General features: G+C 61.3%; 15 protein-coding genes. 5 read left to right on the top strand and 10 right to left on the bottom strand.

What is annotated here, in order from left to right:
• Positions 1–76: 76 nt before the first annotated feature.
• The 4 genes from BLQ55_RS23865 to BLQ55_RS23850 form a co-directional block, all read right to left on the bottom strand.
• A complete protein-coding gene (locus BLQ55_RS23865; RefSeq protein ID WP_092200812.1) occupies positions 77–1,387 on the bottom strand; it encodes an ABC transporter substrate-binding protein in 1,311 nt (436 codons plus the stop codon).
• A gap of 212 nt (positions 1,388–1,599) precedes the next feature.
• Positions 1,600–2,505, bottom strand: a complete 906-nt coding sequence (locus BLQ55_RS23860) for an AraC family transcriptional regulator (protein ID WP_060742529.1) — start codon at positions 2,503–2,505, stop codon at positions 1,600–1,602.
• A 70-nt stretch (positions 2,506–2,575) separates the two neighbouring features.
• Positions 2,576–3,868: a glycosyltransferase gene (locus BLQ55_RS23855; RefSeq protein ID WP_092200815.1), complete on the bottom strand. Its 1,293-nt coding sequence runs from the start codon at positions 3,866–3,868 to the stop codon at positions 2,576–2,578.
• A gap of 78 nt (positions 3,869–3,946) precedes the next feature.
• Positions 3,947–4,327, bottom strand: coding sequence for a response regulator (locus tag BLQ55_RS23850; protein ID WP_081015440.1), 381 nt, complete (start codon positions 4,325–4,327; stop codon positions 3,947–3,949).
• A 253-nt stretch (positions 4,328–4,580) separates the two neighbouring features.
• On the opposite strand from BLQ55_RS23850, the gene BLQ55_RS23845 reads away from it, so the two are divergent.
• The 5 genes from BLQ55_RS23845 to BLQ55_RS23825 are packed head-to-tail and all read left to right on the top strand — an operon-like array spanning position 4,581 to position 11,118.
• Positions 4,581–8,063, top strand: a complete 3,483-nt coding sequence (locus BLQ55_RS23845; protein ID WP_092257527.1) for a response regulator — start codon at positions 4,581–4,583, stop codon at positions 8,061–8,063.
• Positions 8,063–8,878, top strand: a complete 816-nt coding sequence (locus BLQ55_RS23840; protein ID WP_092200821.1) for a CheR family methyltransferase — start codon at positions 8,063–8,065, stop codon at positions 8,876–8,878. Before BLQ55_RS23845 ends, BLQ55_RS23840 begins: the two co-directional genes overlap by 1 nt.
• Entirely contained in the window at positions 8,875–9,462 is a 588-nt protein-coding gene (locus BLQ55_RS23835) for a chemotaxis protein CheB (RefSeq protein WP_092200824.1), read from the top strand. Before BLQ55_RS23840 ends, BLQ55_RS23835 begins: the two co-directional genes overlap by 4 nt.
• A 5-nt stretch (positions 9,463–9,467) precedes the next feature.
• Positions 9,468–10,748, top strand: a complete 1,281-nt coding sequence (locus BLQ55_RS23830) for a hybrid sensor histidine kinase/response regulator (protein WP_092257524.1) — start codon at positions 9,468–9,470, stop codon at positions 10,746–10,748.
• Positions 10,741–11,118 (top strand): response regulator, encoded by a 378-nt coding sequence (locus tag BLQ55_RS23825; protein ID WP_060742522.1) that lies wholly within the window; start codon positions 10,741–10,743, stop codon positions 11,116–11,118. The genes BLQ55_RS23830 and BLQ55_RS23825 overlap by 8 nt, the downstream gene beginning before the upstream one ends.
• Before the next feature lie 223 nt (positions 11,119–11,341).
• Here BLQ55_RS23825 and BLQ55_RS23820 read toward each other — a convergent pair whose 3' ends face one another.
• The 6 genes from BLQ55_RS23820 to mexE form a co-directional block, all read right to left on the bottom strand.
• Entirely contained in the window at positions 11,342–13,012 is a 1,671-nt protein-coding gene (locus BLQ55_RS23820; protein WP_092257521.1) for a response regulator, read from the bottom strand.
• Positions 13,009–14,511, bottom strand: coding sequence for an ATPase domain-containing protein (locus BLQ55_RS23815; protein WP_092200833.1), 1,503 nt, complete (start codon positions 14,509–14,511; stop codon positions 13,009–13,011). Before BLQ55_RS23815 ends, BLQ55_RS23820 begins: the two co-directional genes overlap by 4 nt.
• A gap of 182 nt (positions 14,512–14,693) precedes the next feature.
• On the bottom strand, positions 14,694–15,752 hold the full coding sequence (locus BLQ55_RS23810; protein ID WP_092257518.1) for a tetratricopeptide repeat protein: 1,059 nt from the start codon (positions 15,750–15,752) through the stop codon (positions 14,694–14,696).
• Positions 15,753–16,185: 433 nt separating this feature from the next.
• Positions 16,186–17,610, bottom strand: a complete 1,425-nt coding sequence (locus BLQ55_RS23800; protein ID WP_092257515.1) for an efflux transporter outer membrane subunit — start codon at positions 17,608–17,610, stop codon at positions 16,186–16,188.
• Entirely contained in the window at positions 17,607–20,786 is a 3,180-nt protein-coding gene (locus BLQ55_RS23795) for an efflux RND transporter permease subunit (RefSeq protein ID WP_092200845.1), read from the bottom strand. The genes BLQ55_RS23800 and BLQ55_RS23795 overlap by 4 nt, the downstream gene beginning before the upstream one ends.
• Before the next feature lie 15 nt (positions 20,787–20,801).
• Positions 20,802–22,055, bottom strand: a complete 1,254-nt coding sequence (mexE, locus tag BLQ55_RS23790; RefSeq protein ID WP_092200848.1) for a multidrug efflux RND transporter periplasmic adaptor subunit MexE — start codon at positions 22,053–22,055, stop codon at positions 20,802–20,804.
• Positions 22,056–22,170: the final 115 nt, after the last annotated feature.

The following is a 22,170-nucleotide window of genomic DNA, read 5'->3' as shown; positions in this document are numbered from 1 at the left end:
GTGATATTGGCCGGAAGGCCCTCATCGCGAGCGAGCTCGCTCCCACAGGTATCGGGAGCGGGCCTCAATAAGCTGACTACTTGGGATACCCAGCGCGTTTCATCTCGCGTTCGGTGGTGGACTGCGCGGCGGTCAACGCCTGGTCCACGGTCTGCTGGCCGGTCAGCGCGCCCGAAAAGAACTTGCCCACCTGGGTGCCGATGGCCTGGAATTCGGGAATGGTCACCAGCTGGATGCCGATGTAGGGCACCGGTTTGAGGGTTGGCGCTTTCGGATCGGCGACTTTCAACGATTCCAGGGTCACCTTGGCAAACGGCGCGGCCTTCATGTACTCGTCGCTGTAGGTCGAGGTGCGGGTGCCTGGCGGTACGTTGGCAATGCCGTCGGTCTTGGCGACCAATTGGCTGTACTCCTTGGACGTCGCCCAAGTGGTAAAGACCGTGGCGGCTTCCTTGGCTTTGGAGCTGGTCGGGATGGCCAGCGACCAGGAGTACATCCACGAGGTGCCTTTGTCGGTTTTTTCGTGGGGAGCGAAGGTGAATCCAACGTGATCGGATACCTTGCTCTGGGTCTTGTCGGTGACGAACGAGCCGGCGACGCTGGCATCCACCCAGATCGCGCATTTGCCGCTGTTGAACAGCGCCAGGTTTTCGTTGAAACCGTTGCTGGAGGCACCCGGCGGGCCGGATTTCTTCATGTTGTCGACATAGAAGTTGAGTGCGTCTTTCCACTCGGGGCCATTGAATTGCGGTTGCCACTTCTCGTCGAACCAGCGCGCGCCATAACCGTTGGCCAGGGTGGTGATGAGCGCCATGTTCTCGCCCCAACCGGCCTTGCCTCGCAGGCACAGGCCATATTGCTCCTTGGATTTGTCGGTGAGTTTTTCTGCGAACTCACCGATCTGGGTCCAGGTCGGGTGTTCGGGCATGGTCAGCCCGGCGTCCTTGAACAGGTCCGTGCGGTAATAGGTGATCGAGCTTTCGGCATAGAACGGCAGGGCGTATAGAGAGCCTTTAACCGACAAACCATCACGCACGGAAGGGAAAACGTCGTCCAGGTCGTAGGAGGCCGGCAAATCCTTCATCGGCTCCAGCCAACCCTTGGCGCCCCAGAGTGCAGCTTCGTACATGCCAATGGTCAGCACGTCGAACTGTCCGCCTTGGGTGGCGATGTCGGTGGTCAGGCGCTGGCGCAGGACGTTTTCTTCGAGCACCACCCAGTTGAGCTTGATGTCCGGGTGCTCGGCCTCGAAGGTTTTCGAGAGCTTTTGCATGCGGATCATGTCGCTGTTGTTGACAGTGGCAATGGTGAGGGTCTGTGCGCCGAAGCTGACGCTACTGAGGGTCATGCAGGTGGAGACAAGCAGAGCTTTTACCGAAGGTTTCATCGCGCACTCCTTTTCCGCGCCCGAAAGCTGCGGAAGGACAGTTATTGTTTTTGTGTCTTCCGGATGAAGGGAAGAATGTGCGCTGATTACAGCCTTCAATGGACGGTGTGACAAATCATCCGTCGCACTTGTACTGATACTTTTTTGCACTCAAGAAAATTTCTGGTGGGGAGTTCATCTGTGGCGAGGGGATAAATCCCCTCGCCACAGGGTCAGCCCTGGTTCTGCTCGGTCAACCGCTGCACCGCCAGCCGCCGGTAGTGGGAAGGCGTCATGCCCTTGAGCTGCTGGAAGCGCCGATTGAAATTGGAGATGTTGTTGAAGCCGGACTCAAAACACACGTCCGTCACCGGTTTGTCGCCGTCGGCCAGCAATTCGCAGGATTTGCTGATGCGCAGGCGATTGACGAATTCGATGAAGCAGCGGCCAGTGGCCTGTTTGAACACCCGGCTGAAGTAGGTGGGTTTCATGCCCAGGTGTTCGGCGACTTCTTCCAGGGGCAGCTCCCGGGCGTAATGGGCAAAGATGTAGTCCACCGCGCGGTTGGTGCGGTCGATGCTGTGTTCGTCCGCCGTTTGCGGGGCGGTCGCGCCGGACAGCAGTTGGTAGTCATCCGTGGCGGCCAGCAGCTCCATCAGGATGAAAAAGTGCCCCAGGCGGCTCATGCCCTGGGAATCGGCGATGCGCTGCATCAGGCTCATGGCCTGGCGGATGGTGCGCTTGCAACGGAACTCGATGCCGTATTGGGCGCGTTCGAGCAGCGGTGCGACCGTCTTGAGTTCGGCGAATACCTGGTGGCCGCTTTCGAACAACTCGTCGGTGAAGTTCACCAACATGTCGCGCTTGGGCACCACTTCGTCCTCGGCCACCTGGCTGATCCAGTTGTGGGGCAGGTTGGGTCCGGTGAGAAACAGCGACTGGGGGTAGAAGTTGCCGATGTAGTCGCCAATGAACACCTTGCCGGAACTGGCGACGATCAAGTGCAGCTCGTATTCCTTGTGGAAATGCCAGCGCACCAGCGGGCAGGGAAAGCCGTGCTGGCGGTAGATGATGGACAGCCCGTTATGGTCGTCCATCAACTCGTAGGAGGGGTCGGTGACTCTGGCTGTTCGGGTCATGGGCCTGGCGCTTTTATTGTTATCGCCACTGGATAATGCCCCCTTCGCCAGGCAGGTGCCACCCTGGTGTCTAACCGTTGCGGTTTTTTTCTTCGATCCATTGGGACATGTATTGGGTGCTTTTGTGCTGGTGGTGACGCAGCATGCTACCGGTGAAATTGTCCCGGCGTCGTTGTGCCAGGTCCGCTCGGCAGGCGTTGATGCTGTCGATCAGCGCCGGCCCATGCACCTGTTGCCGGTAGCGGCTCGCCAGCAGCGCCAGGCCTGCGTGCTGGGCCTGGGTCCAGCGCGCCTGGTCGCTATACAACTGTACCGCCGCGCCGGCGATGCCTTCGGCGCTCTGGGCAATCGATCCGGGCCAGGGCATGTCGCCATGCATGGCTTCGGCTCCCACGGGCGTGGTGACGTTTGGGGTGCCGCAGAGCATGGCGTCGATCAGCTTGCCCTTGATCCCGGCGCCGAAACGCAACGGCGCCAGGCAGATGCGCGCCGCCGACATGACCTGCAAGGCGTCCTCGGCCCAGTTCATGATGTGAAAGCCCTGGGCCGGATTGTGCAGTGCGGCGGCTTTGGGCGGGGTATAGGCGCCGTACAGGTGCAGTTGCGCGCCGGGCAATTGCTGGCGGATCAGCGGCCAGATGGCGTTTTTCATCCAGAGCACGGCGTCCCAGTTCGGCGCGTGGCGAAAGTTGCCGATACTCAGGAAATGCGCCCGGTCCTCGAACGGTACCGACGGTTCACCGGGCAGGTCCAGCATCAACGGGCACCAGTGCAGCAGGTTGCGGGGCAGTTTGAAGTGCTCCACCAGCAGTTCGATTTCAACCTCGGACACCATCAGGTTGAGGTCGCAGCGGTACAGGGCGGCGATTTCCCGCTTGGCCAGGTCGGTGTCGGCCATCCGTTGGAATTCCTCGCCCAGGGCCGGGGCGAAGAGGTCGCTGAAGTCCTCGCTCGCCTCATCGCGCTTCAGGCGCTCTTTCAGACGTTGATGCCGGGCGTGACGCAGGCTTTGCAGGTCGGAGGTTTCCAGCACCCGCAGGGCGCCGGGGCAGTGCTTTTCGACGCGCCAGCCGAACTGTTCTTCCATCATGAACTGGTCGAACAGCACGATGTCCGGCGCAAGTGTCTGGATGAACGCGTCGAAGCTGCTGTTATTGAGTTCGATGGGCACTTCGCGGATACCCAGCGCGACCAGGTCGGCGCGCTGCTCGCCCGGGCCGGCCGGGCTGCTGAAGGTGATGTCCCAGCCTTGGCCGAGGAAGGTGTCGAGGATCTGCATGACGTGCCCACTGGCAGCCGATGAGCGCGGCTCGGGCCAGACATAGCCGATAACCAGGACTTTGGTGGCAGTGGGGTGATGCATGGGCAGGGGGTTCCTCGGAGCGAATCAGGCGCCATCGGCGCGCGGGGGCGCCGATAGTGACCAAGAATACGATCCGGCTCAAGCAAGAATGCTTTTGACCTTGTCCCGTAATTGATCGATGGAGAAGGGTTTGCCGATCACCGACATGCCTTCAGGCACATCAATGCTTTCGGCATATCCGCTGGCAAACAGCACCGGCAGCTGTGGCCGCTCGAGTCGAGCCTGCTTGGCCAATTCGCGTCCGTCCATTACCGGCAGGCCGACGTCGGTCATCATCAGGGCGATGTCCTGTTGGTGGTCGCGCAAAAAACTCAGCGCCTGCTCACAACCGTCCGCCTCCAGCACCTGGTACTCCAGTTCCTCCAGCACGTCGACGATCAACATCCGCACGATGTCATCGTCTTCGACTACCAGGATGGTGGGCTGGGTGGCGGCAGGGGTGGTGGGCATAGTCGACATTCTCGAAAGATGGGAGCGGGAGGGGCACGAAAAAAAATGGCCTCATTCATGAGTAAGTGCCAAGGCGGCACAAGTTCCCTGGGTTGTACAAGAAAGGATCTATAGTACAAGAGCTGACAAGGATAGTCGCTTCCCTGCTACAAGACGGATTGTCGTGGGATTTGCTTCTTTGACTTTGTCAGAAAATGTGGATCCAAGCGCGGTTTTTCGGGCAAACTCCACCGATTTCAACTGTCCACCAAGGCCCCTTTCCATGACTCCTTCGTCTTCGGTCGACGAGCAAAGCTTTCGCAAGCTCCTGAGCCGCAATATCAGCCTGCCGTTGGGCATGGGCGCCCTCAGCGCGGTGTTTTTCATCATCCTCATCACGTACCTGCTGTCGGTGATCCAGTGGGTCGGCCATACCGACAGGGTGATCAATAACGCCAACGAAGCGTTCAAGCTGAGTGTGGACCTGGAAACCGGCATGCGCGGTTTCCTGTTGAGTGGTGACGAGCACTTCCTCGACCCCTATGAGGTGGCCAAGCCAAGGATTGCCGTGGCGTTGGACACATTGCTGGAATTGACAGCCGACAACCCCGTCCAGACCGACCGTCTGCACAAGATCCAAGCGCTCCAGACGGAGTGGGCCAATTACGCCCAAAGCATGATCGACCTGCAACGCAGCAGCGGCGATTACCGGGGGGCGTTGAAGGCCGGGCGCGGCAAGCGCCTGACCGACGAAATCCGTCAGTCCTTCGAAGAAGTCGTCGAGACCGAGCAACAATTGCGTGCGGCGCGCAACCAGGATGTGCGCACCACGACCGTCTGGAGCATTGTCCTTTACCTGTTGTTCGTCGCAGCGGTCAGCGGGCTCCTGGCCTACGTCGGTCGCCGGGATCTGTTGAGTCTGTCCAAAAGCTACAGCGCCAGCCTGAAAGTCCAGCAACGCAGCGCTTTGCACTTGGAGAAGCAGGCCTGGCTGCGAAGCGGCCAGACGCAACTGGCCGAGCAGGTCCTGGGACAACTGTCGCTGAACCTGTTGGGCCGCAATATCCTGCAGTTCTGTGCGAAATACCTGGGCGTCGCTGTCGCTGCGCTTTATGCGCGGGAAGAAAGTGGTGTCTTGAGGCGTGTCGCCACCTACGGCCTGTCACGGGAGGATGAAGAACAACAGCAGGTGATCGTCGCCGGCGAAGGCATCGTTGGCCAGGCCGCGCAGCAAGGGCGTCTTATCCGTCTGGACGACGTACCGGACGATTACCTGAAAGTCAGCTCCGGATTGGGGCAAGGCCTGCCCAACAGCGTGCTGGTGGTGCCCACCAGTGACGATGACCGGATCAACGGTGTCATCGAACTGGGTTTCCTGCGGCCACTGACCGAGCGTGACATCGAGTTGCTGGAGCTGATCGCCGGCAATATCGGCACCTCCATCGAAGCCGCCCGTTATCGCCAGCGTCTGCAGGAAGTACTGGCCGAAACCCAGCAGTTGAACGAAGAGCTGCAAGTCCAGCAGGAAGAACTCAAGACCGCCAACGAAGAGCTGGAAGAACAGTCGCGCATCCTCAAGGAATCCCAGGTCCACCTGGAAGCCCAGCAACAGGAACTGGAGCAGACCAACGAGCAATTGGCCGAGCAGCGCGACGCCATGGACCAGAAGAACAGCGAATTGAACCTGGCCCAGATCCAGTTGCAGGAGCGCGCCGAAGAGCTGCAGCGCTCGAGCAAGTACAAGTCCGAGTTCCTGGCCAATATGTCCCACGAGTTGCGCACGCCGCTCAACAGCTCGCTGATCCTGTCCAAGCTGCTGGCGGAGAACCCGCAGCACAACCTCAGCGAGGAGCAGGTCAAGTTTGCCGAGTCGATCTACTCCGCCGGCAACGACCTGCTGAACCTGATCAACGACATTCTCGACATCTCCAAGGTCGAGGCCGGAAAGCTGGAAGTGCGTCCGGAAAACACCAGCGTGCAGCGCCTGGTGGAAGGGTTGCAGGATATGTTCAAGCCGTTGGCTGCTGACAAGGGCCTGAATTTCGAGGTCCAGGTGCTGCCCGATGCGCCGGCGATGCTCTACACCGACCGCCAGCGCCTGGAGCAGGTGATCAAGAACCTGCTGTCCAACGCCGTGAAATTCACCGAGCAAGGTTCCGTCAGCCTGTCCGTGGCCGGCCAGCCAGGCTCGGGCATCGCGTTCATCGTACGGGACTCCGGGATCGGCATCGCCGTCGATCAACAGCAAAGCATTTTCGAAGCGTTCCGCCAGGCCGATGGCACCACCAACCGTCGCTACGGTGGCACTGGCCTGGGATTGTCGATTTCCCGGGACCTGGCCATGTTGCTGGGCGGCTCGATTTCGGTCTCCAGCGAGCCGGGGCAGGGCAGTGTGTTTACGCTGGTAATGCCTGAGCGTTATGTCGAACCCGGTGACACGCCGATAACGCCGATGACCTTCACCCCGACGGCCACCGCGCCGGCGCCTGTCGCGCCCAAAGCCGCACCGGCGCCGCTGGTCGCTGACGTGGACACGTCGATTGCGCGGTTCGCCGACGACCGCGACAAGGCGCCGTTCGACACCCGGTGCATCCTGGTGATCGAGGACGAGCCCAAGTTCGCCCGGATTCTGTTCGACCTCGCTCACGAGCTCGGTTACCAGTGCCTGGTGGCCCACGGTGCCGACGAAGGCTTCGACCTGGCTTTGCAACTGGCTCCCGACGCGATCCTGCTGGACATGCGCCTGCCGGACCATTCCGGGCTGACGGTGTTGCAGCGACTCAAGGAGCAGGCCGAAACCCGGCACATCCCGGTGCACGTGATTTCCGTCGAAGACCGTGTCGAAGCCGCCATGCACATGGGCGCCATCGGCTATGCCGTCAAGCCGACCACCCGTGAAGAACTCAAGGACGTGTTCGCCCGCCTGGAGGCCAAGCTGACCCAGAAGGTCAAGCGGGTGCTGCTGGTGGAAGACGATGATCTGCAGCGCGACAGTATTACCCGCCTGATCGGCGACGATGACATAGAGATCACCGCCGTTGGCTTGGCCCAGCAGGCCCTGGACCTGCTGCGGACCAATGTCTACGACTGCATGATCATCGACCTGAAGTTGCCGGACATGCTCGGCAATGACCTGCTCAAGCGCATGTCCAGCGAAGACATCTGTTCCTTTCCTCCGGTGATCGTCTACACCGGGCGCAACCTGACACGGGACGAAGAAGCCGAACTGCGCAAATATTCACGCTCGATCATCATCAAGGGCGCCCGTTCGCCAGAGCGCCTGCTGGACGAGGTGACACTCTTTCTGCACAAAGTCGAATCCCGGTTGTCCCATGAACGACAGCGGATGCTCAAGACCGCCCGCAGCCGCGACAAGGTGTTCGAAGGCCGCAAGGTGCTGTTGGTGGACGACGATGTACGCAACATCTTTGCCCTGACCAGCGCCCTGGAGGCGAAGGGGGCGATCGTGGTCATTGGCCGTAATGGCTTGGAGGCGATCGATCGCCTGAATGAATTCGACGACATCGACCTGGTGCTGATGGATGTGATGATGCCGGAGATGGACGGTTTCGAAGCCACCACGCTGATCCGCAAGGATCCGCGCTGGCGCAAGCTGCCTATCATCGCCGTGACGGCCAAGGCCATGAAGGACGATCAGGAACGCTGCCTGGCGGCGGGTTCCAATGACTACCTGGCCAAGCCGATCGATCTGGATCGTCTGTTCTCGCTGATTCGCGTGTGGTTGCCGAATATGGAAAGAATTTAGTGGAACGTGACACTGACATTGAACTTCGTTTGTTGATCGAAGCGATTTACCTCAAGTACAGCTACGATTTTCGCGATTATTCCGGCGCCTCCATCAAGCGCCGGGTCCACCATGCGTTGAGCCAGTTCGAGTGCAAGACCATCTCGGCCTTGCAGGAGCGCGTGCTGCACGACCCGGGTGCATTCATGCAGTTGCTGCAACTGCTGACGATCCCCGTCAGCGAAATGTTTCGCGACCCTTCGCATTTCCTGGCGATCCGCGAGGAAGTCGTGCCGCTGCTCAGGACGTACCCTTCGATCAAGATCTGGATCGCCGGTTGCAGCACGGGGGAGGAGGTCTACTCCATGGCGATCCTGCTGCGAGAAGAAGGCCTGCTGGACCGCACATTGATCTACGCCACCGATATCAATCCGCGCTCGTTGGAAAAAGCCAAACAGGGTATTTTCTCCCTGGAAAACGTGCGCACCTATACGCAGAACTACCAGAGCGCTGGAGGACGGCGATCGTTTGCCGATTACTACACCGCCGCCTACGATTATGCGATGTTCGATAAAAGCCTGTGCGAGAACGTGACCTTTGCCGATCACAGCCTGGCGACCGACAGTGTTTTTTCAGAAACACAATTAATTTCATGCCGTAATGTATTGATATACTTCAATAAAAAACTGCAAGATCGTGCGTTTGGACTGTTCCATGAGTCCCTTTGCCACCGTGGTTTCCTGGTATTGGGCAGCAAGGAGACCTTGGATTTTTCGGCTTACGGTCATCGATTCGAGCCGTTGGTCAAACAGGAACGGATCTATCGCAAGCTATGAACCAGACGAAGGACAGATCCAACCCGCCCATCGAGGCCATTGTCGTCGGTGCATCGGCCGGCGGCGTCGAAGCGTTGCTCAGGGTATTCGGACACCTGCGCCAAGGTTTCGGCCTGCCCATCCTGGCGGTACTGCATTTGCCGGATGAGCGCGACAGCCAACTGGCCTCCGTGCTCGGCCATCGCCTGGCGGTGCCGGTAGAGGAAGCCCGGGACAAGCAGGACATCGCACCGGGCACCTTGTACGTCGCCACGCCCGGCTATCACCTGTCGGTCGAGGCCGACCGTTGCCTGTCGTTGAGCCTGGAGGAACCCGTACATCATTCGCGACCGTCCATCGACGTGCTGTTCGAGTCGGCCGCCGATGTCTACGGCGAGAAGTTGCTGGCCGTGGTGTTGACCGGCGCCAATAGCGATGGCGCCCGGGGCCTGGCGAAGGTCAGGGCGCTGGGCGGAATCACCGTGGTCCAGGACCCCGCTGAAGCCCAGGTCGCCACCATGCCCGAAGCGGCGCTGGCCCTGCATGAGCCCGACCATATCCTTACTTTGCAAGGCATCGGCCAATTACTGGCCGGGCTGGAATGAACCACATGCCAAGAGATGTTCAAGCCAAACTGCTGATCGTCGACGATCTGCCTGAGAATCTGTTGGCCCTGGAAGCGCTGATCAGGGGCCCCGACCGCGAGGTCTTCAAGGCCTTGTCGGCGGACGAAGCACTGTCCCTGCTGCTGCAACACGACTTTGCCCTGGCCATCATCGATGTGCAGATGCCCGATATGAACGGCTTCGGCCTTGCCGAGCTGATGCGCGGCACGGAGAAGACCCGCAGCATCCCGATCATTTTCGTCAGCGCCGCCGGTCGTGAGCGCAACTACGCCTTCACCGGTTATGAAACCGGCGCGGTGGACTTCCTGCACAAGCCGCTGGACACCCAGGCCGTCAAGAGCAAGGTCAATGTGTTCGTCGAGCTGTATCGCCAGCGAAAGGCCATAAAGGAACAAGTCGTGGCCCTCGAGCAGAGCCGGCGGGAGCAGGAGGTCCTGTTGCAGCAACTGGAGGCCACCCGTGGCGAGCTGGAGCAAGCGGTGCGTATGCGCGACGACTTCATGTCCATTGTCGCCCACGAGGTGCGCACCCCCCTCAATGGCCTGATTCTCGAGACCCAACTGCGCAAGATGCACCTGGCCCGGGACAATGCCGCGGCCTTCAGCCTGGACAAGGTGCGGGCGATGGTCGAGCGTGACGAGCGCCAGATCAAGAGCCTGATCCGGCTGATCGAGGACATGCTGGATGTGTCGCGGATTCGTACCGGCAAGCTGTCGATCCGTCCGACCCGCTTCAATTTGACGGCACTGGTGGAAAATCTGCTGCGCAACTTCCAGCCGCAGTTTGCCATCGCCGAGTGCTCATTGACCTGCCTGGCCGAGCCGGTGGTGGAAGGGCTGTGGGATGAGTTTCGCATCGAACAAGTGGTGTCGAACCTGTTGACCAATGCGCTGCGCTACGGTGGCAAGAACCCGATCGAAGTGCGTGTCTACAAGACGCCCGAGCATGCCTGCGTCGAGGTCCGGGACCACGGCATCGGCATCAGCGAGGAGAACCAGAAACGTATCTTCCAGCAGTTCGAGCGCGTATCGTCCAAGGCGGCCGCTTCAGGGCTGGGGCTGGGGCTGTTCATTTCCGAGCAGATTGTCACGGCCCATGGCGGGACGATCACGGTCGACAGTCGTCTCCATGAAGGGTCGTTGTTTCGGGTTTGCCTGCCCTTGCAGAAAACTGTCTTAGACAAAACCGCCGAACAGACGCAACCTCTGAGAGACCCTAAGGTCGTATCAGCAGCTATTGATCGAACAAAGGCTTCTCATGAGTGAAGATGCGCAAGATGTTGTATTGATCGTCGAGGATGACCCGTCGATCCTGATGGTGCTGTCGGCCTACCTGTCGGGCGAGGGATACCGGGTGTTGCAGGCCGAAAACGGTGACCAGGCGTTCGAGATCCTGGCGAGCAAGCCGCATCTGGACATGATGATTACCGACTTTCGCCTGCCGGGCGGTATTTCCGGCGTACAGATCGCCGAGCCTGCGGTCAAGTTGCGACCTGAACTGAAGGTCATCTTCATCAGTGGCTACGCACAGGAAGTGCGCGATACCGATAGCCCCATCACCCGCAAGGCCCCGATCCTGGATAAGCCGTTCGACTTGGATGAGTTACAGCGCATCATGCAGTCGATGTTGTCGTAGTAGGCCGGGTGAGGGGGCATGTCCCGGCAGATCAGGCAAAACGCTGCGGCGAGGGAGCTTGCTCCCGCTGGGCTATGTAGGAGCTGGCGAAGCCTGCGATCTTTTGATCTTTCGCTGGAGATTCAAGTGTCTGGGGAAAGATCGCAGCCTCGCTCCGCTCGACAGCTGCTACCGCGCCCGCTTGCGGGAGCCAGCGGGCTCGCCACAATGCCTGCCCATCGCCTCAAACCTTAATCATCTCCCGTACCTTGGCCGTCAACAGATCAAACGTGAACGGTTTGGTGATCATCTGCATCCCAGGGTCAAGGAAGCCGCCACGTACCGCCGCATGCTCGGCGTAGCCGGTGATGAACAGCACCCGCAGGTCCGGACGCACCTGCCTGCCGATTTCCGCCAGTTGCCGACCATTCATGCCGGGCAGGCCTACGTCGCTGATCAGCAGGTCGATGCGTTGGCCTGACTGGAGGATCGGGACCGCGCCATTGGCGTCAGCCGCTTCCACAAAGGCATAACCCAGTTCGCTCAACACCGCGCTCACCAACACCCGCACCGCCGGATCGTCCTCGACGATCAGCACGGTTTCGCCGTCCTGCGCATGGGCGGCGTGCTGGGTGGTGACCTGGGGTTCGTGGACTTCTTCACCGCGGAAGCGCGGCAGGTACAGGTTCACGGTGGTGCCTTTGTCGACTTCGCTGTCGATGGTCACGTGGCCACGCGACTGCTTGCTGAAGCCATAGATCATCGACAGGCCCAGCCCGGTGCCCTGGCCGATCGGCTTGGTGGTGAAAAACGGGTCGAAAGCGCGGCCGATCACCGCTTCGGGCATGCCACAACCGGTGTCCTGCACGCTCAGCACCACATAGTCGCCGGGCTCCAGGTTGGTGTAGGCATCGGTGAAGTCGGCGTCCAGGTGTCGGTTGCAGGTCTGTACCACCAGGTTTCCACCGTTGGGCATGGCATCCCGGGCATTGAGCACCAGGTTGAGCAGGGCGCTTTCCAGTTGGTTGGGGTCGGCCTCGGCGACCCAGAGCTGTTCGTCCAATCGCATGTCCAGGTGAATGCTTTCGTTGAGGCTGCGTTGCAGCAGCTCGCCCATGGACAGCACCAGCGTATTCATCTGGACGGCCTTGGAATCCAGCGATTGCCGTCGGGAAAAAGCCAGCAGGCGATGGGTCAGGCCAGCGGCGCGGTTGGCCGAGGTCACGCCCAGGTCGATCAGGCTGTCCAGGTCCTCGGTACGGCCGCGGGCCAGGCGCCGACGCAGCAGTTCGAGGCTGCCGATGATCCCGGTGAGCATGTTGTTGAAGTCGTGGGCGATACCGCCGGTCAACTGTCCGACCGCTTCCATTTTTTGCGACTGGCGCAGGGCCTCTTCGTTGTGGCGCAACTGGGCGGTACGTTCTTCTACCTGCTGCTCGAGGGTTTCAAGGGTAGTCTGCAAGCGCAGTTCGCTGTTGCTGAGGTCGATCAGGCGGTCGCGGGCTTCGTACTGCCTTCGACGCCCCCGCAGGGCGGTGGTTACCAGGCTGATCAGGGTCACAGGATGGAAAGGGCGCTCGAGAAAGGTCACGTTACCCAATTGCGTACCGATACGGGCCGCCGGGTTCTGTTCCGGCCCGCCGTGATGGGTCAGCAAGACAATGGGCAGGTCGGACCAGGCCGGCTGCTGTTCGATTTGCTGGAACAGCGTTTCCAGGTCGGGCCCGACCAAGGCCTCCGAAGAAATCACCAGCAGGCCGGCACCGCTTTCCAACTCTTCGCACAAATGGCCCAGGTGGCGGCAGATGAGGCCGGCAAAACCGGCCTCATTGAGAATCATCAAGGCGATCTGGCTGTCCCGTCCCAGCGGCGCGAGGATCAGCGCCCGCTCGGACAGGGGCTCGGCCGGCGTCACCGGTGTTCATCCTTGAGCAGCGGGTTGCTCTCGCCCATGTAGGTGGGGACTCCGCGCAAGACACCTTGGAACGCCTCCAGTGGCTCGCCGATGGTCATGCCCTGGCGGCTGATGCGGTATTCGCGGATGGTCGACTCGTGGCTGCCGGTGCGTTTCTTGATGATGGAGATCGCCCGGCGAACCTTGCCCAGTGCTTCGAAATAACGCAACAGAATCACCGTGTCGGCCAAATAAGTAATGTCCACAGGCGCCTGCATGTCGCCGACCAGGCCGTGCTGGGCGACGGTCATGAAGGTCGCCGCGCCCTTGCGGTTGAGATAGAGCAGCAATTCATGCATGTGCAGCACCAGGGCGTTCTCTTCCGGCATCGCCGCCTGATAGCCGTTGATACTGTCGATGACCACGGTCTTGATGTTGCCCTCATCGACGCAACGGCGTACGCGGTGGGAGAACTCGCCGGGGGACAACTCGGCGGCGTCGACCTGTTCGATCAGCAGGTTGCCGGTTTCCAGCAGGGCCTGCAGATCGATGCCGATGTTTTTCATGCGCTCGAACAGCAAGCCCAGCTCTTCATCGAAGATGAACAGTGCGGCTTTCTCGCCGCGATGCACGGCGGCTGCGGCAAAAATCAGCGCGATCAGCGACTTGCCGGTACCCGCCGGGCCCAGGATCAAGGTACTGGACCCTGTCTCGATACCGCCGCCCAGCAGCGCATCCATTTCGCCGATGCCGCTGGAGAGTTGCTGGCGCAGGTACTGCCCACGGTGCTCGGCGGCCACCAGGCGCGGGAAGACGTGCACGCCGTCGCCCATGATGGTGAAATCGTGGTAACCGCCGCGGTATTTCTGCCCGCGATACTTGACCACCCGGATCCGCCGCCGTTCGGCGCCGTAGTTGGGGGTCAGTTCTTCCAGGCGCACCACCCCGTGGGCAACGCTGTGCACGGTCTTGTCCAGGGACTCGGTGGTCAGGTCGTCGAGCAACAGGACCGTGGCGTCGTAGCGCACAAAGTAATGCTTGATCGCCAGGATCTGGCGCCGGTAGCGCAGGGAGCTTTGCGCCAGCAGACGGATTTCCGACAGGCTGTCGAGCACGACCCGGGTCGGCTTGACCCGTTCGACCACTTCGAAAATCTGCCGCGTCGCTTCACCCAGTTCCAGGTCCGAGGAGTACAGCAGGCTCTGCTGGTGCTCGGCATTGAGCAGGCTTTCGGGCGGGGTCAGCTCGAAAATATGAATATTGTCATCCAGCGTCCAGCCGTGGGAGGCCGCGCCCTGACGCAGTTCACGCTCGGTTTCCGATAGCGTGATGTACAACGAGCGCTCGCCAGCCTTGGCGCCGGCTAACAGAAAATGCAACGCGACCGTGGTCTTACCAGTCCCGGGTTCCCCCTCTAGCAGGAACACATGGCCGCGGGACAAACCACCGGAAAGGACATCATCCAGTCCTTCGATGCCGGTGGCGGCTTTTGCACTGATCAACTCGTTAGATGTAGACAAAAATAGCCCTCTCATGACTAGGGAAGTGGGCAGCAGGCGGGGTAACGCCTGAAATCGACTGCCTGAACACTTGACCTTTGGCAGTGATGGCGGTTCCGCTTGAATCGACAAAACGCGGCGTACTGCACAAACTTTGTAGGCGCTGTCGAGCGAAGCGAGGCGGCAGGCAATTGAGTGAATGCCTACAGGCCCTGTTGCAGCGCCGGGTCATCGGGGTTCAACTGTTCCAGTTGCGCCAACAGGACTTGAACGTTCTGCAACTGACCGGTTTCCTTCCAATAGTTGATCAGCAACACCCGTGCCTTGCGGTCGGCAGGGTAGCGCTGGACGATTTCCTGCAACTGTTTCTGCGCCGCTTCCACTTCCTGTTCGGCATGCAGGGTGGTCGCCAGGTCATAGCGGTAATGCCGGTTCTCGGGTTCCAGTTCCACGGCTTTTGCCAGACCGAGCACCGCATACTCGCTCTGGCCGTGTTGCAGCAGCCACATGCCCAGCGCATGTTGCAGATAAGCCGACGTTGGCTGGGTTTGCAACTGTCGGGCAAGCAGTTGCCGTGCGGCTTCGCTCTGGCCTTGTTTGTCCAGCACTTCGATCTGCATGACCAGCGCCGGGAGATTGTCCGGTTGCAGGCGCAAGGCCTGTTCGAGAGCCAATTGGGCTTTCTTCAATTCGGCGTTGTGCAGGTGCAGCCGGGCGAGCTGGTAGTGGGCGTCCGCGGTTTTCGGACCATCATCGAGCACCTGCTCCCAGGTATCGATGGCGATCTGCATCGCGCCGAAATACAAACCGAGGTCATCCGGCGATAGACCCAGCAGCGCATTCACGGCAGCGAACCGGACATTGGGGTCGTCATCATCCAGGAGTGGGCCGAGCAAGAGGCTGCGCTGGCCCGTCGGAACCAGCCCGACGATGCTGCCGATGGCGGCCCGACGCACGTCCGGTGATTCGTTGTGCAGGTCTGCGTCGGCCAGTTTCAGGGCTTGCGGGCTGGGGTAGTTGGGCAGTTCGGCGTGCAGCCACACACGGCGCTTGGGCGAGAGGTCCGGACGCCCCAGTTGCTGGTAAAGCATGCGTGCCGCTCCCGGCTGTCCGTTGCGGGCGCTTTCCAGGGCTTCACTGTAACCGCGCTTGATCGCTTCGGGGATTTGCGGCGTGGTGCTGCGTAGCCATAGCGCGACAAGACCGATCAACAACAGGACACAGAGGCTGAGGAGTAGATAGCGACGGCGAGGCGAGGGCATGCAGGGAATCCATTACCAGAAGCGTGAAATGTCGCAAGCTTCGGTCAGGTGGCGGCTTGAGTCAAACCTTGTCATAGCGGTAGCGGACCTGTGGGAGCGAGCCTGCTCTCGATGGCGTCGGATCAGCGATATCGATATTGACTGACCCACCGCCATCGCGAGCAAGCTCGGCTCCCACACCGGAATCGGGGGCGACACGAACCCTGTACCCACCCGAGCCCCCCTGTGGGAGCGAGCTCGCTCGCGATGGCGGCTGCGCATCCGACATCACCGCCAACTGAACCACCGCTATCGCGAGCAAGCTCGCTCCCACAATGGGAACTTTCATGGTGGGTGTGGGCGATAGGCAAAAAAAGCCCCGCGTCCAAATGAACGCGGGGCAAGGAATTGGTTGGTTGCGGCCAACCAAAGGAGCTCGGTTGAGCAGGGCGGGTCAGTTGCTGGCAACGGTTTCCGGTTGCCAGCCGCCACCCAGGGCCTTGTAGATCGCGACGATGCCGCGGTACAGGTCCACTTCGGCCTGGGCCTGGGTGTCTTCGGCGGCCAGGCGTTCACGTTGGGCATCGAGCAGCACGAGGAAGTCCACGGTGCCTTCGCGGTAGCGAATCTCGGCCAGGTCGGCGGCGGCGCGGCTCGATTCACTCTGGCGGATCAGCGAAATCAGCCGTTGCTGGCGCTTGCCGTAGTCACTGAAGGCGTTTTCCGATTCCTCCAGGGCCAACAGCACTTGCTGTTCGTAAGCCGCCAGGGCGCCGTCCGCCTCGGCATCGGCACCGCGCAAGCGTGCCCGCACGCTGCCCAGGTCGAAAGCGGCCCAGGTAATGCTCGGGCCCAGCGCCCAGGCGTTGGCGGCCGAGGAGCCGATCTGCGAACCGCGTCCAGCCGTGAAGCCGAGGAAACCGCTCAGGCTGACCCGTGGGAACAGATCGGCCTTGGCCACGCCGATGCGTGCCGTGGCGGCGGCCAGTTGACGCTCGGCACTGAGAATGTCCGGGCGTCGTTGCAGCAGTTCACCCGGGTCGCCGATGGGCAGGGCCTTGGCGATGGCCGGCAACTGTTTCGGACTCAGGTCCACGCTGAGTTTGTCCGGGCGCTCGCCCAGCAACGTGGCGATGCGATTGCGTTGGCGCACCTGTTCGGCCTGCAGTTGCGGCACGCTGGCTTCTACAGACGCCAGGCGGGCATCGGCACGGACCACGTCGAGCTGATCGCCGACGCCGGCATCACGCAGGCTTTCGGTGATCTTGCGCGAATCCTGCTGATTCTTCAGGTTCGCCAAGGCGATCCTTTCCCGCAGCTGGGCGCCGCGCAATTGACCGTAGGCGTCCACCAGCTCGGCGATCATCGTCACCTGCAACTGATAGAGGTCGGCTTCGACCGCCTGCTGATCGGCATCGGTGGCTTCCAGGTTACGCCGGATGCGTCCGAACAGGTCCAGCTCCCAGGCCATGTCCAGGCCCAGGTCGTAACGCTCGGTGTTGATCCGCTCGTCCGTCTGCCCTGTAGGATTCTGGCCCTTGCCCAAGTCGCTGCTGGCACGGCTGGTGATGGTTGGCATGACGTCATTGCTGGCGTCATCGCGAATCGCCCGGGCGGCCCGCAAGCGGGCGAAGGCCACGCGCAACTCGCGGTTGCCTTCCAGGGAACGAGTCACCAACGCGTTGAGGGTCGGGTCGTCGAACTGCTGCCACCAGACGCCCTCGAAGCGAGCCCGGTCGAAATTCTTCTGGCCGGCGGCACCGTCGGTGGCGGTGGTGATGTTAGCCGCCTCCGTTTGTGGTGCCTTGTAGTCCGGACCCACGGCGCAGGCGCTCAACGCCAGGGCCAGCAAGCTCGGAACGAACGCTTTCAAACTCATTGTTGCGCCTCCAGTTTCAAAGCCCGGGCCGCCTTGCGGGCCTCGCTGCGCTCGACGAAGTTGCGGATCAGTACATAGAACACAGGGGTGAGCAGCAGGCCGAAGAAGGTCACGCCGAGCATCCCGGAGAACACCGCCACACCCATGGCATGACGCATTTCCGCACCTGCGCCGCTGGAGAACACCAGGGGCACCACGCCCATGATGAAGGCGAAGGAGGTCATCAGGATCGGCCGCAGACGCAGGCGGCACGCTTCGAGGACCGCCGCCAGCGGGTTCATGCCTTCAAGCTGTTTATCCTTGGCGAACTCGACGATCAGAATCGCGTTCTTGCAGGCAAGTCCCACCAGTACGATCAAGCCGATCTGGGTAAAGATGTTGTTGTCGCCACCGGAGAGAATCACCCCGGTAATCGCCGACAGCAGGGTCATCGGTACGATCAGGATCACCGCCAATGGCAGGCTCCAGCTTTCGTACTGTGCCGCGAGCACCAGGAACGCCAGCAGTACGCAGAGCGGGAACACGAACAGCGCGGTGTTGCCCGAGAGAATCTGCTGGTACGTCAGGTCGGTCCATTCGTACGTCATGCCGTTGGGCAGTTCGTCCTTGAGCAGTTTTTCGATGGCCTTTTCAGCCTGGCCGGAGCTGTACCCCGGGGCAGCGGCACCGTTGATTTCAGCCGTGATGAAGCCGTTGTAGTGCATCACGCGATCCGGCCCCGAGGTGTCGCTGACCTTGATGAAGGTCGCCAGCGGGATCATCTCGCCACGGTTGTTGCGCACCTTGAGCTGGCCGATCTGGTCCGACTCGAGACGGAACTGCTGCTCGGCCTGGACGTTGACCTGGTAGGTGCGACCGAAGCGGTTGAAGTCGTTGGCATACAGCGAACCCAGGTAAATCTGCAGGGTGTCGAAGATGTCGCTGACGGCCACGCCGTGGGTCTTGGCTTTTTCACGGTCGATGGCGGCATCGACCTGGGGCACGTTCACGGTGTAGCTGGTGAACAACCCGGCCAGTTCCGGCACGCTGCGGCTCTTGGTGATGATGTTCATGGTTTCTTTGTACAGCTCGTCGTAGCCCAGGTTGCCCCGGTCTTCGATTTGCAGGCGGAAACCACCGATGGTACCCAGGCCCTGTACTGGCGGCGGTGGGAAGATCGCCATGTAGGCTTCCTGGATCTCCGAGTACTTGCCGTTCAAGGCACCGGCGATGGCGCCGGCCGACATGCTCGGGTCCTTGCGCTCGTCGAAAGGCTTGAGGGTCACGAACACGATGCCGGCGTTCGGGCTGTTGGTGAAACCGTTGATCGACAGGCCGGGGAAGGCCACGGCGCTTTCAACGCCCGGTTGCTTGAGGGCCAGGTCGGACATGCGCTTGATCACGTCTTCGGTGCGGTCCAGGCTCGAAGCGTCCGGCAGTTGGGCGAAGGCCACCAGGTATTGCTTGTCCTGGCCGGGCACGAAGCCGGTCGGGGTGGTGGAGAAGCCGAAGAACGTCAGCACCATCAGGCCGGCGTAGAGCACCAGGGCGATGCCGCTGCTGCGGATCACCCGAGCGACGGTACCCACGTAGCCATGGCTGGCACGCTCGAAGAAACGGTTGAACGGACGGAACAGCCAGCCACCGAATATCTTGTCCAGGAACTTGGAGAAACGGTCCTTGGGTGCGTCATGGCCCTTGAGCAGTACCGCGGCCAGGGCCGGCGACAGGGTCAGGGAGTTGACCGCCGAGATTACCGTGGAGATGGCAATGGTCAGGGCGAACTGTTTATAGAACTGACCGGTCAGGCCGCTGATGAACGCCGCCGGAACGAAGACTGCGCACAGCACCAGGGCGGTGGCGATGATCGGACCGGTCACTTCGCCCATGGCGCGTTTGGTCGCCTCCACGGGAGTGAGTCCCAGCTCGATGTTTCGCTCGACGTTCTCCACCACCACGATGGCGTCGTCCACCACGATACCGATCGCCAGGACCAGGCCGAACAGTGACAGGGCGTTCAACGAGAAGCCGAACAGATGCATCACCGCGAACGTACCGATCAGCGAAACCGGCACCGCCACCAGGGGGATGATCGAGGCGCGCCAGGTCTGCAGGAATAGAATCACCACCAGCACCACGAGAATCAGGGCTTCGAACAGGGTGTGGACCACCGCTTCGATGGAGCCGCGGACGAAGATCGTCGGGTCATAGACGATGCTGTAGTCCATTCCCGCCGGGAAGCCTTTTTTCAGCTCTTCCATCTTGGCGCGAACATCGTTGGAGATCTGGATCGCGTTGGAACCAGGGCGCTGGAAGATCGGGATCGCCACCGCCGGCTGGTTGTCCAGCAGCGAGCGCAGGGCGTATTGGCTGGAACCCAGCTCGACCCGGGCGATGTCCTTCAGGCGCGTGATCTCACCGTTGGCGCCGGAGCGAATGATGATGTTCTCGAATTCTTCCTCACTCACCAGGCGACCCTGGGTATTGATCGACAGCTGGAAGGATTGAGCGTTCGGCGCTGGCGGCGCACCCAGGGCACCGGCCGCCACCTGGCGGTTCTGTTCGCGGATCGCGGTGACCACGTCAGTGGCGGTCAGGTTGCGCGAAGCGGTCTTGTTCGGATCCAGCCAGACCCGCAGGGAGTAGTCACCCATGCCGAACAGTTGCACATCACCTACGCCGCCCAGGCGCGCCAGCTCATCCTTGATGTTGAGCAGGGCGTAGTTGGACAGGTAGAGCATGTCGTAGCGTTTGTCCGGCGAGGTCAAGTGCACGACCATGGTCAGGTCGGGCGATGCCTTGTCCACCGTGATGCCGATCCGGGTCACTTCTTCCGGGAGCTTGGGCTCGGTCCGGGTGACGCGGTTCTGCACCTGCACCTGGGCGTTGTCCAGGTCGGTGCCCAGGGCGAAGGTGATGGTCAAGGTGATCTTGCCGTCAGCGGTGGACTGCGAGGACATGTACAGCATGTTCTCGACACCGGTGATGGCTTGTTCCAGGGGCGCGGCCACGGTTTCGCCGATGACCTTGGGGTTGGCGCCGGGGAAGTTGGCGCGTACGACCACGGTCGGCGGCACGACTTCCGGGTATTCGCTGATCGGTAGCTGGAACAGCGAGATGGCGCCGGCGATCAGGATCAGCAACGAGAGCACTGCTGCGAAGATCGGCCGCGAAATGAAGAACTGGGAAAATTTCATCTTGGATTCAGTCCCTTAACCGCGTGGGGTCGCAGCGGCCAGTTTGCCTGCCGACCCTGACGCCGCCTTGGATGGCGCGACTTGGGGCAGGTTGCTGGCTTCGAGCGCTTTACGTTGTTGTGCCAGGGCGGCAATGGTTTCTTCACTGGCCATCGGTACGGTTTCAGGCGTGACCGGCGAGCCCGGGCGAGCCCGTTGCAGCCCCTTGACGATGATGGTGTCGTCCTTGCTCAAGCCGTTGCGCACGATGCGCAAGCCTTCGATCTTCGGCCCCAGCTCGACAGCGCGGTAGGCCGGCTTGTTCTCGGCGTCCATCACCAGCACGAATTTCTTGCCCAGGTCGGTGCCCACGGCTTCGTCATTGATCAGCACGGCAGAGTAGGTGCCACTGCCCACCAGCTTCAGGCGGGCGTACAGGCCCGGGGTGTAGGCGCCGTCCTTGTTGTCGAACACGGCGCGACCGCGAATGGTGCCGGTCTGCGGGTTGACCTGGTTGTCGACGAAGTTCATCTGCCCCAGGTGCGGGTTGCCGTCTTCGTTGGACAGACCCATGTAGACCGGCGTGGCCTGGCCGCGCTGGCCCTGGCGGGCGAGTTGGGTGTACTTGAGGAAGACACGCTCGTCGGCATCGAAGTAGGCGTAGACCTTGTCGGTGGACACTACGCTGGTGAGCGGCGTGACATCGGCGGTCACCAGGTTGCCGGCAGTAATCTGCGCGCGGCTGACGCGACCGCTGATGGGCGAGGTGACGCGGGTAAAGCTCAGGTTCAGCTTGGCCAGGTCCAATTGCGCCTGGATCGCCGCAACGGCGGCACGGGCTTCCTGGGCGGCGGTGGTGCGCGAGTCCGCCAGTTCGGCGGAAATGGCGTTGCTCAAGCGCAGGCGTTCGCCGCGCTGGGCTTCGTTTTCGCTGCGGGTGGCGGTGGCGCGGGCCTGGGCCAGTTGGGCTTCGAGACGACGTACTTCAGCCTGGAAAGGGCGCGGGTCGATCTGGAACAGAAGGTCGCCTTTCTTGACCAACGCGCCTTCGGTGAAGGCCACTTCGTCGATCTGCCCGGAAACCCGCGGGCGGATCTCGACGGTTTCTGGCGCCTCGAGGCGGCCGGTGAACTCATCCCATTCGTTGACAGGCTGCTCCAACACCTTGGCCACACTGACTTTGGCCGGCGGCATGGACGCTGCCGTGTCGGGAGTCTTGCCGCAGGCGCTCATCACCAGCACCGCCAGCAGCGCGAGGGGAAAACGCAATTTTGAAAGTGAATGTTCCATGGATAGCATCCGCCAATGTATTGAGAATGGGCGGATGATGCGTGGCGCAAGGCACAGGAACGAATCGAATGAAGCAAAGGTAACTATCATTCAGAATGATATAAGCCATCGATGA

Source organism: Pseudomonas sp. NFACC13-1 (assembly GCF_900104425.1).
GTDB classification, from domain to species: Bacteria; Pseudomonadota; Gammaproteobacteria; order Pseudomonadales; family Pseudomonadaceae; genus Aquipseudomonas; species Aquipseudomonas fluorescens_AA.
This window is presented reverse-complemented; position numbering and strand designations above follow the sequence as displayed.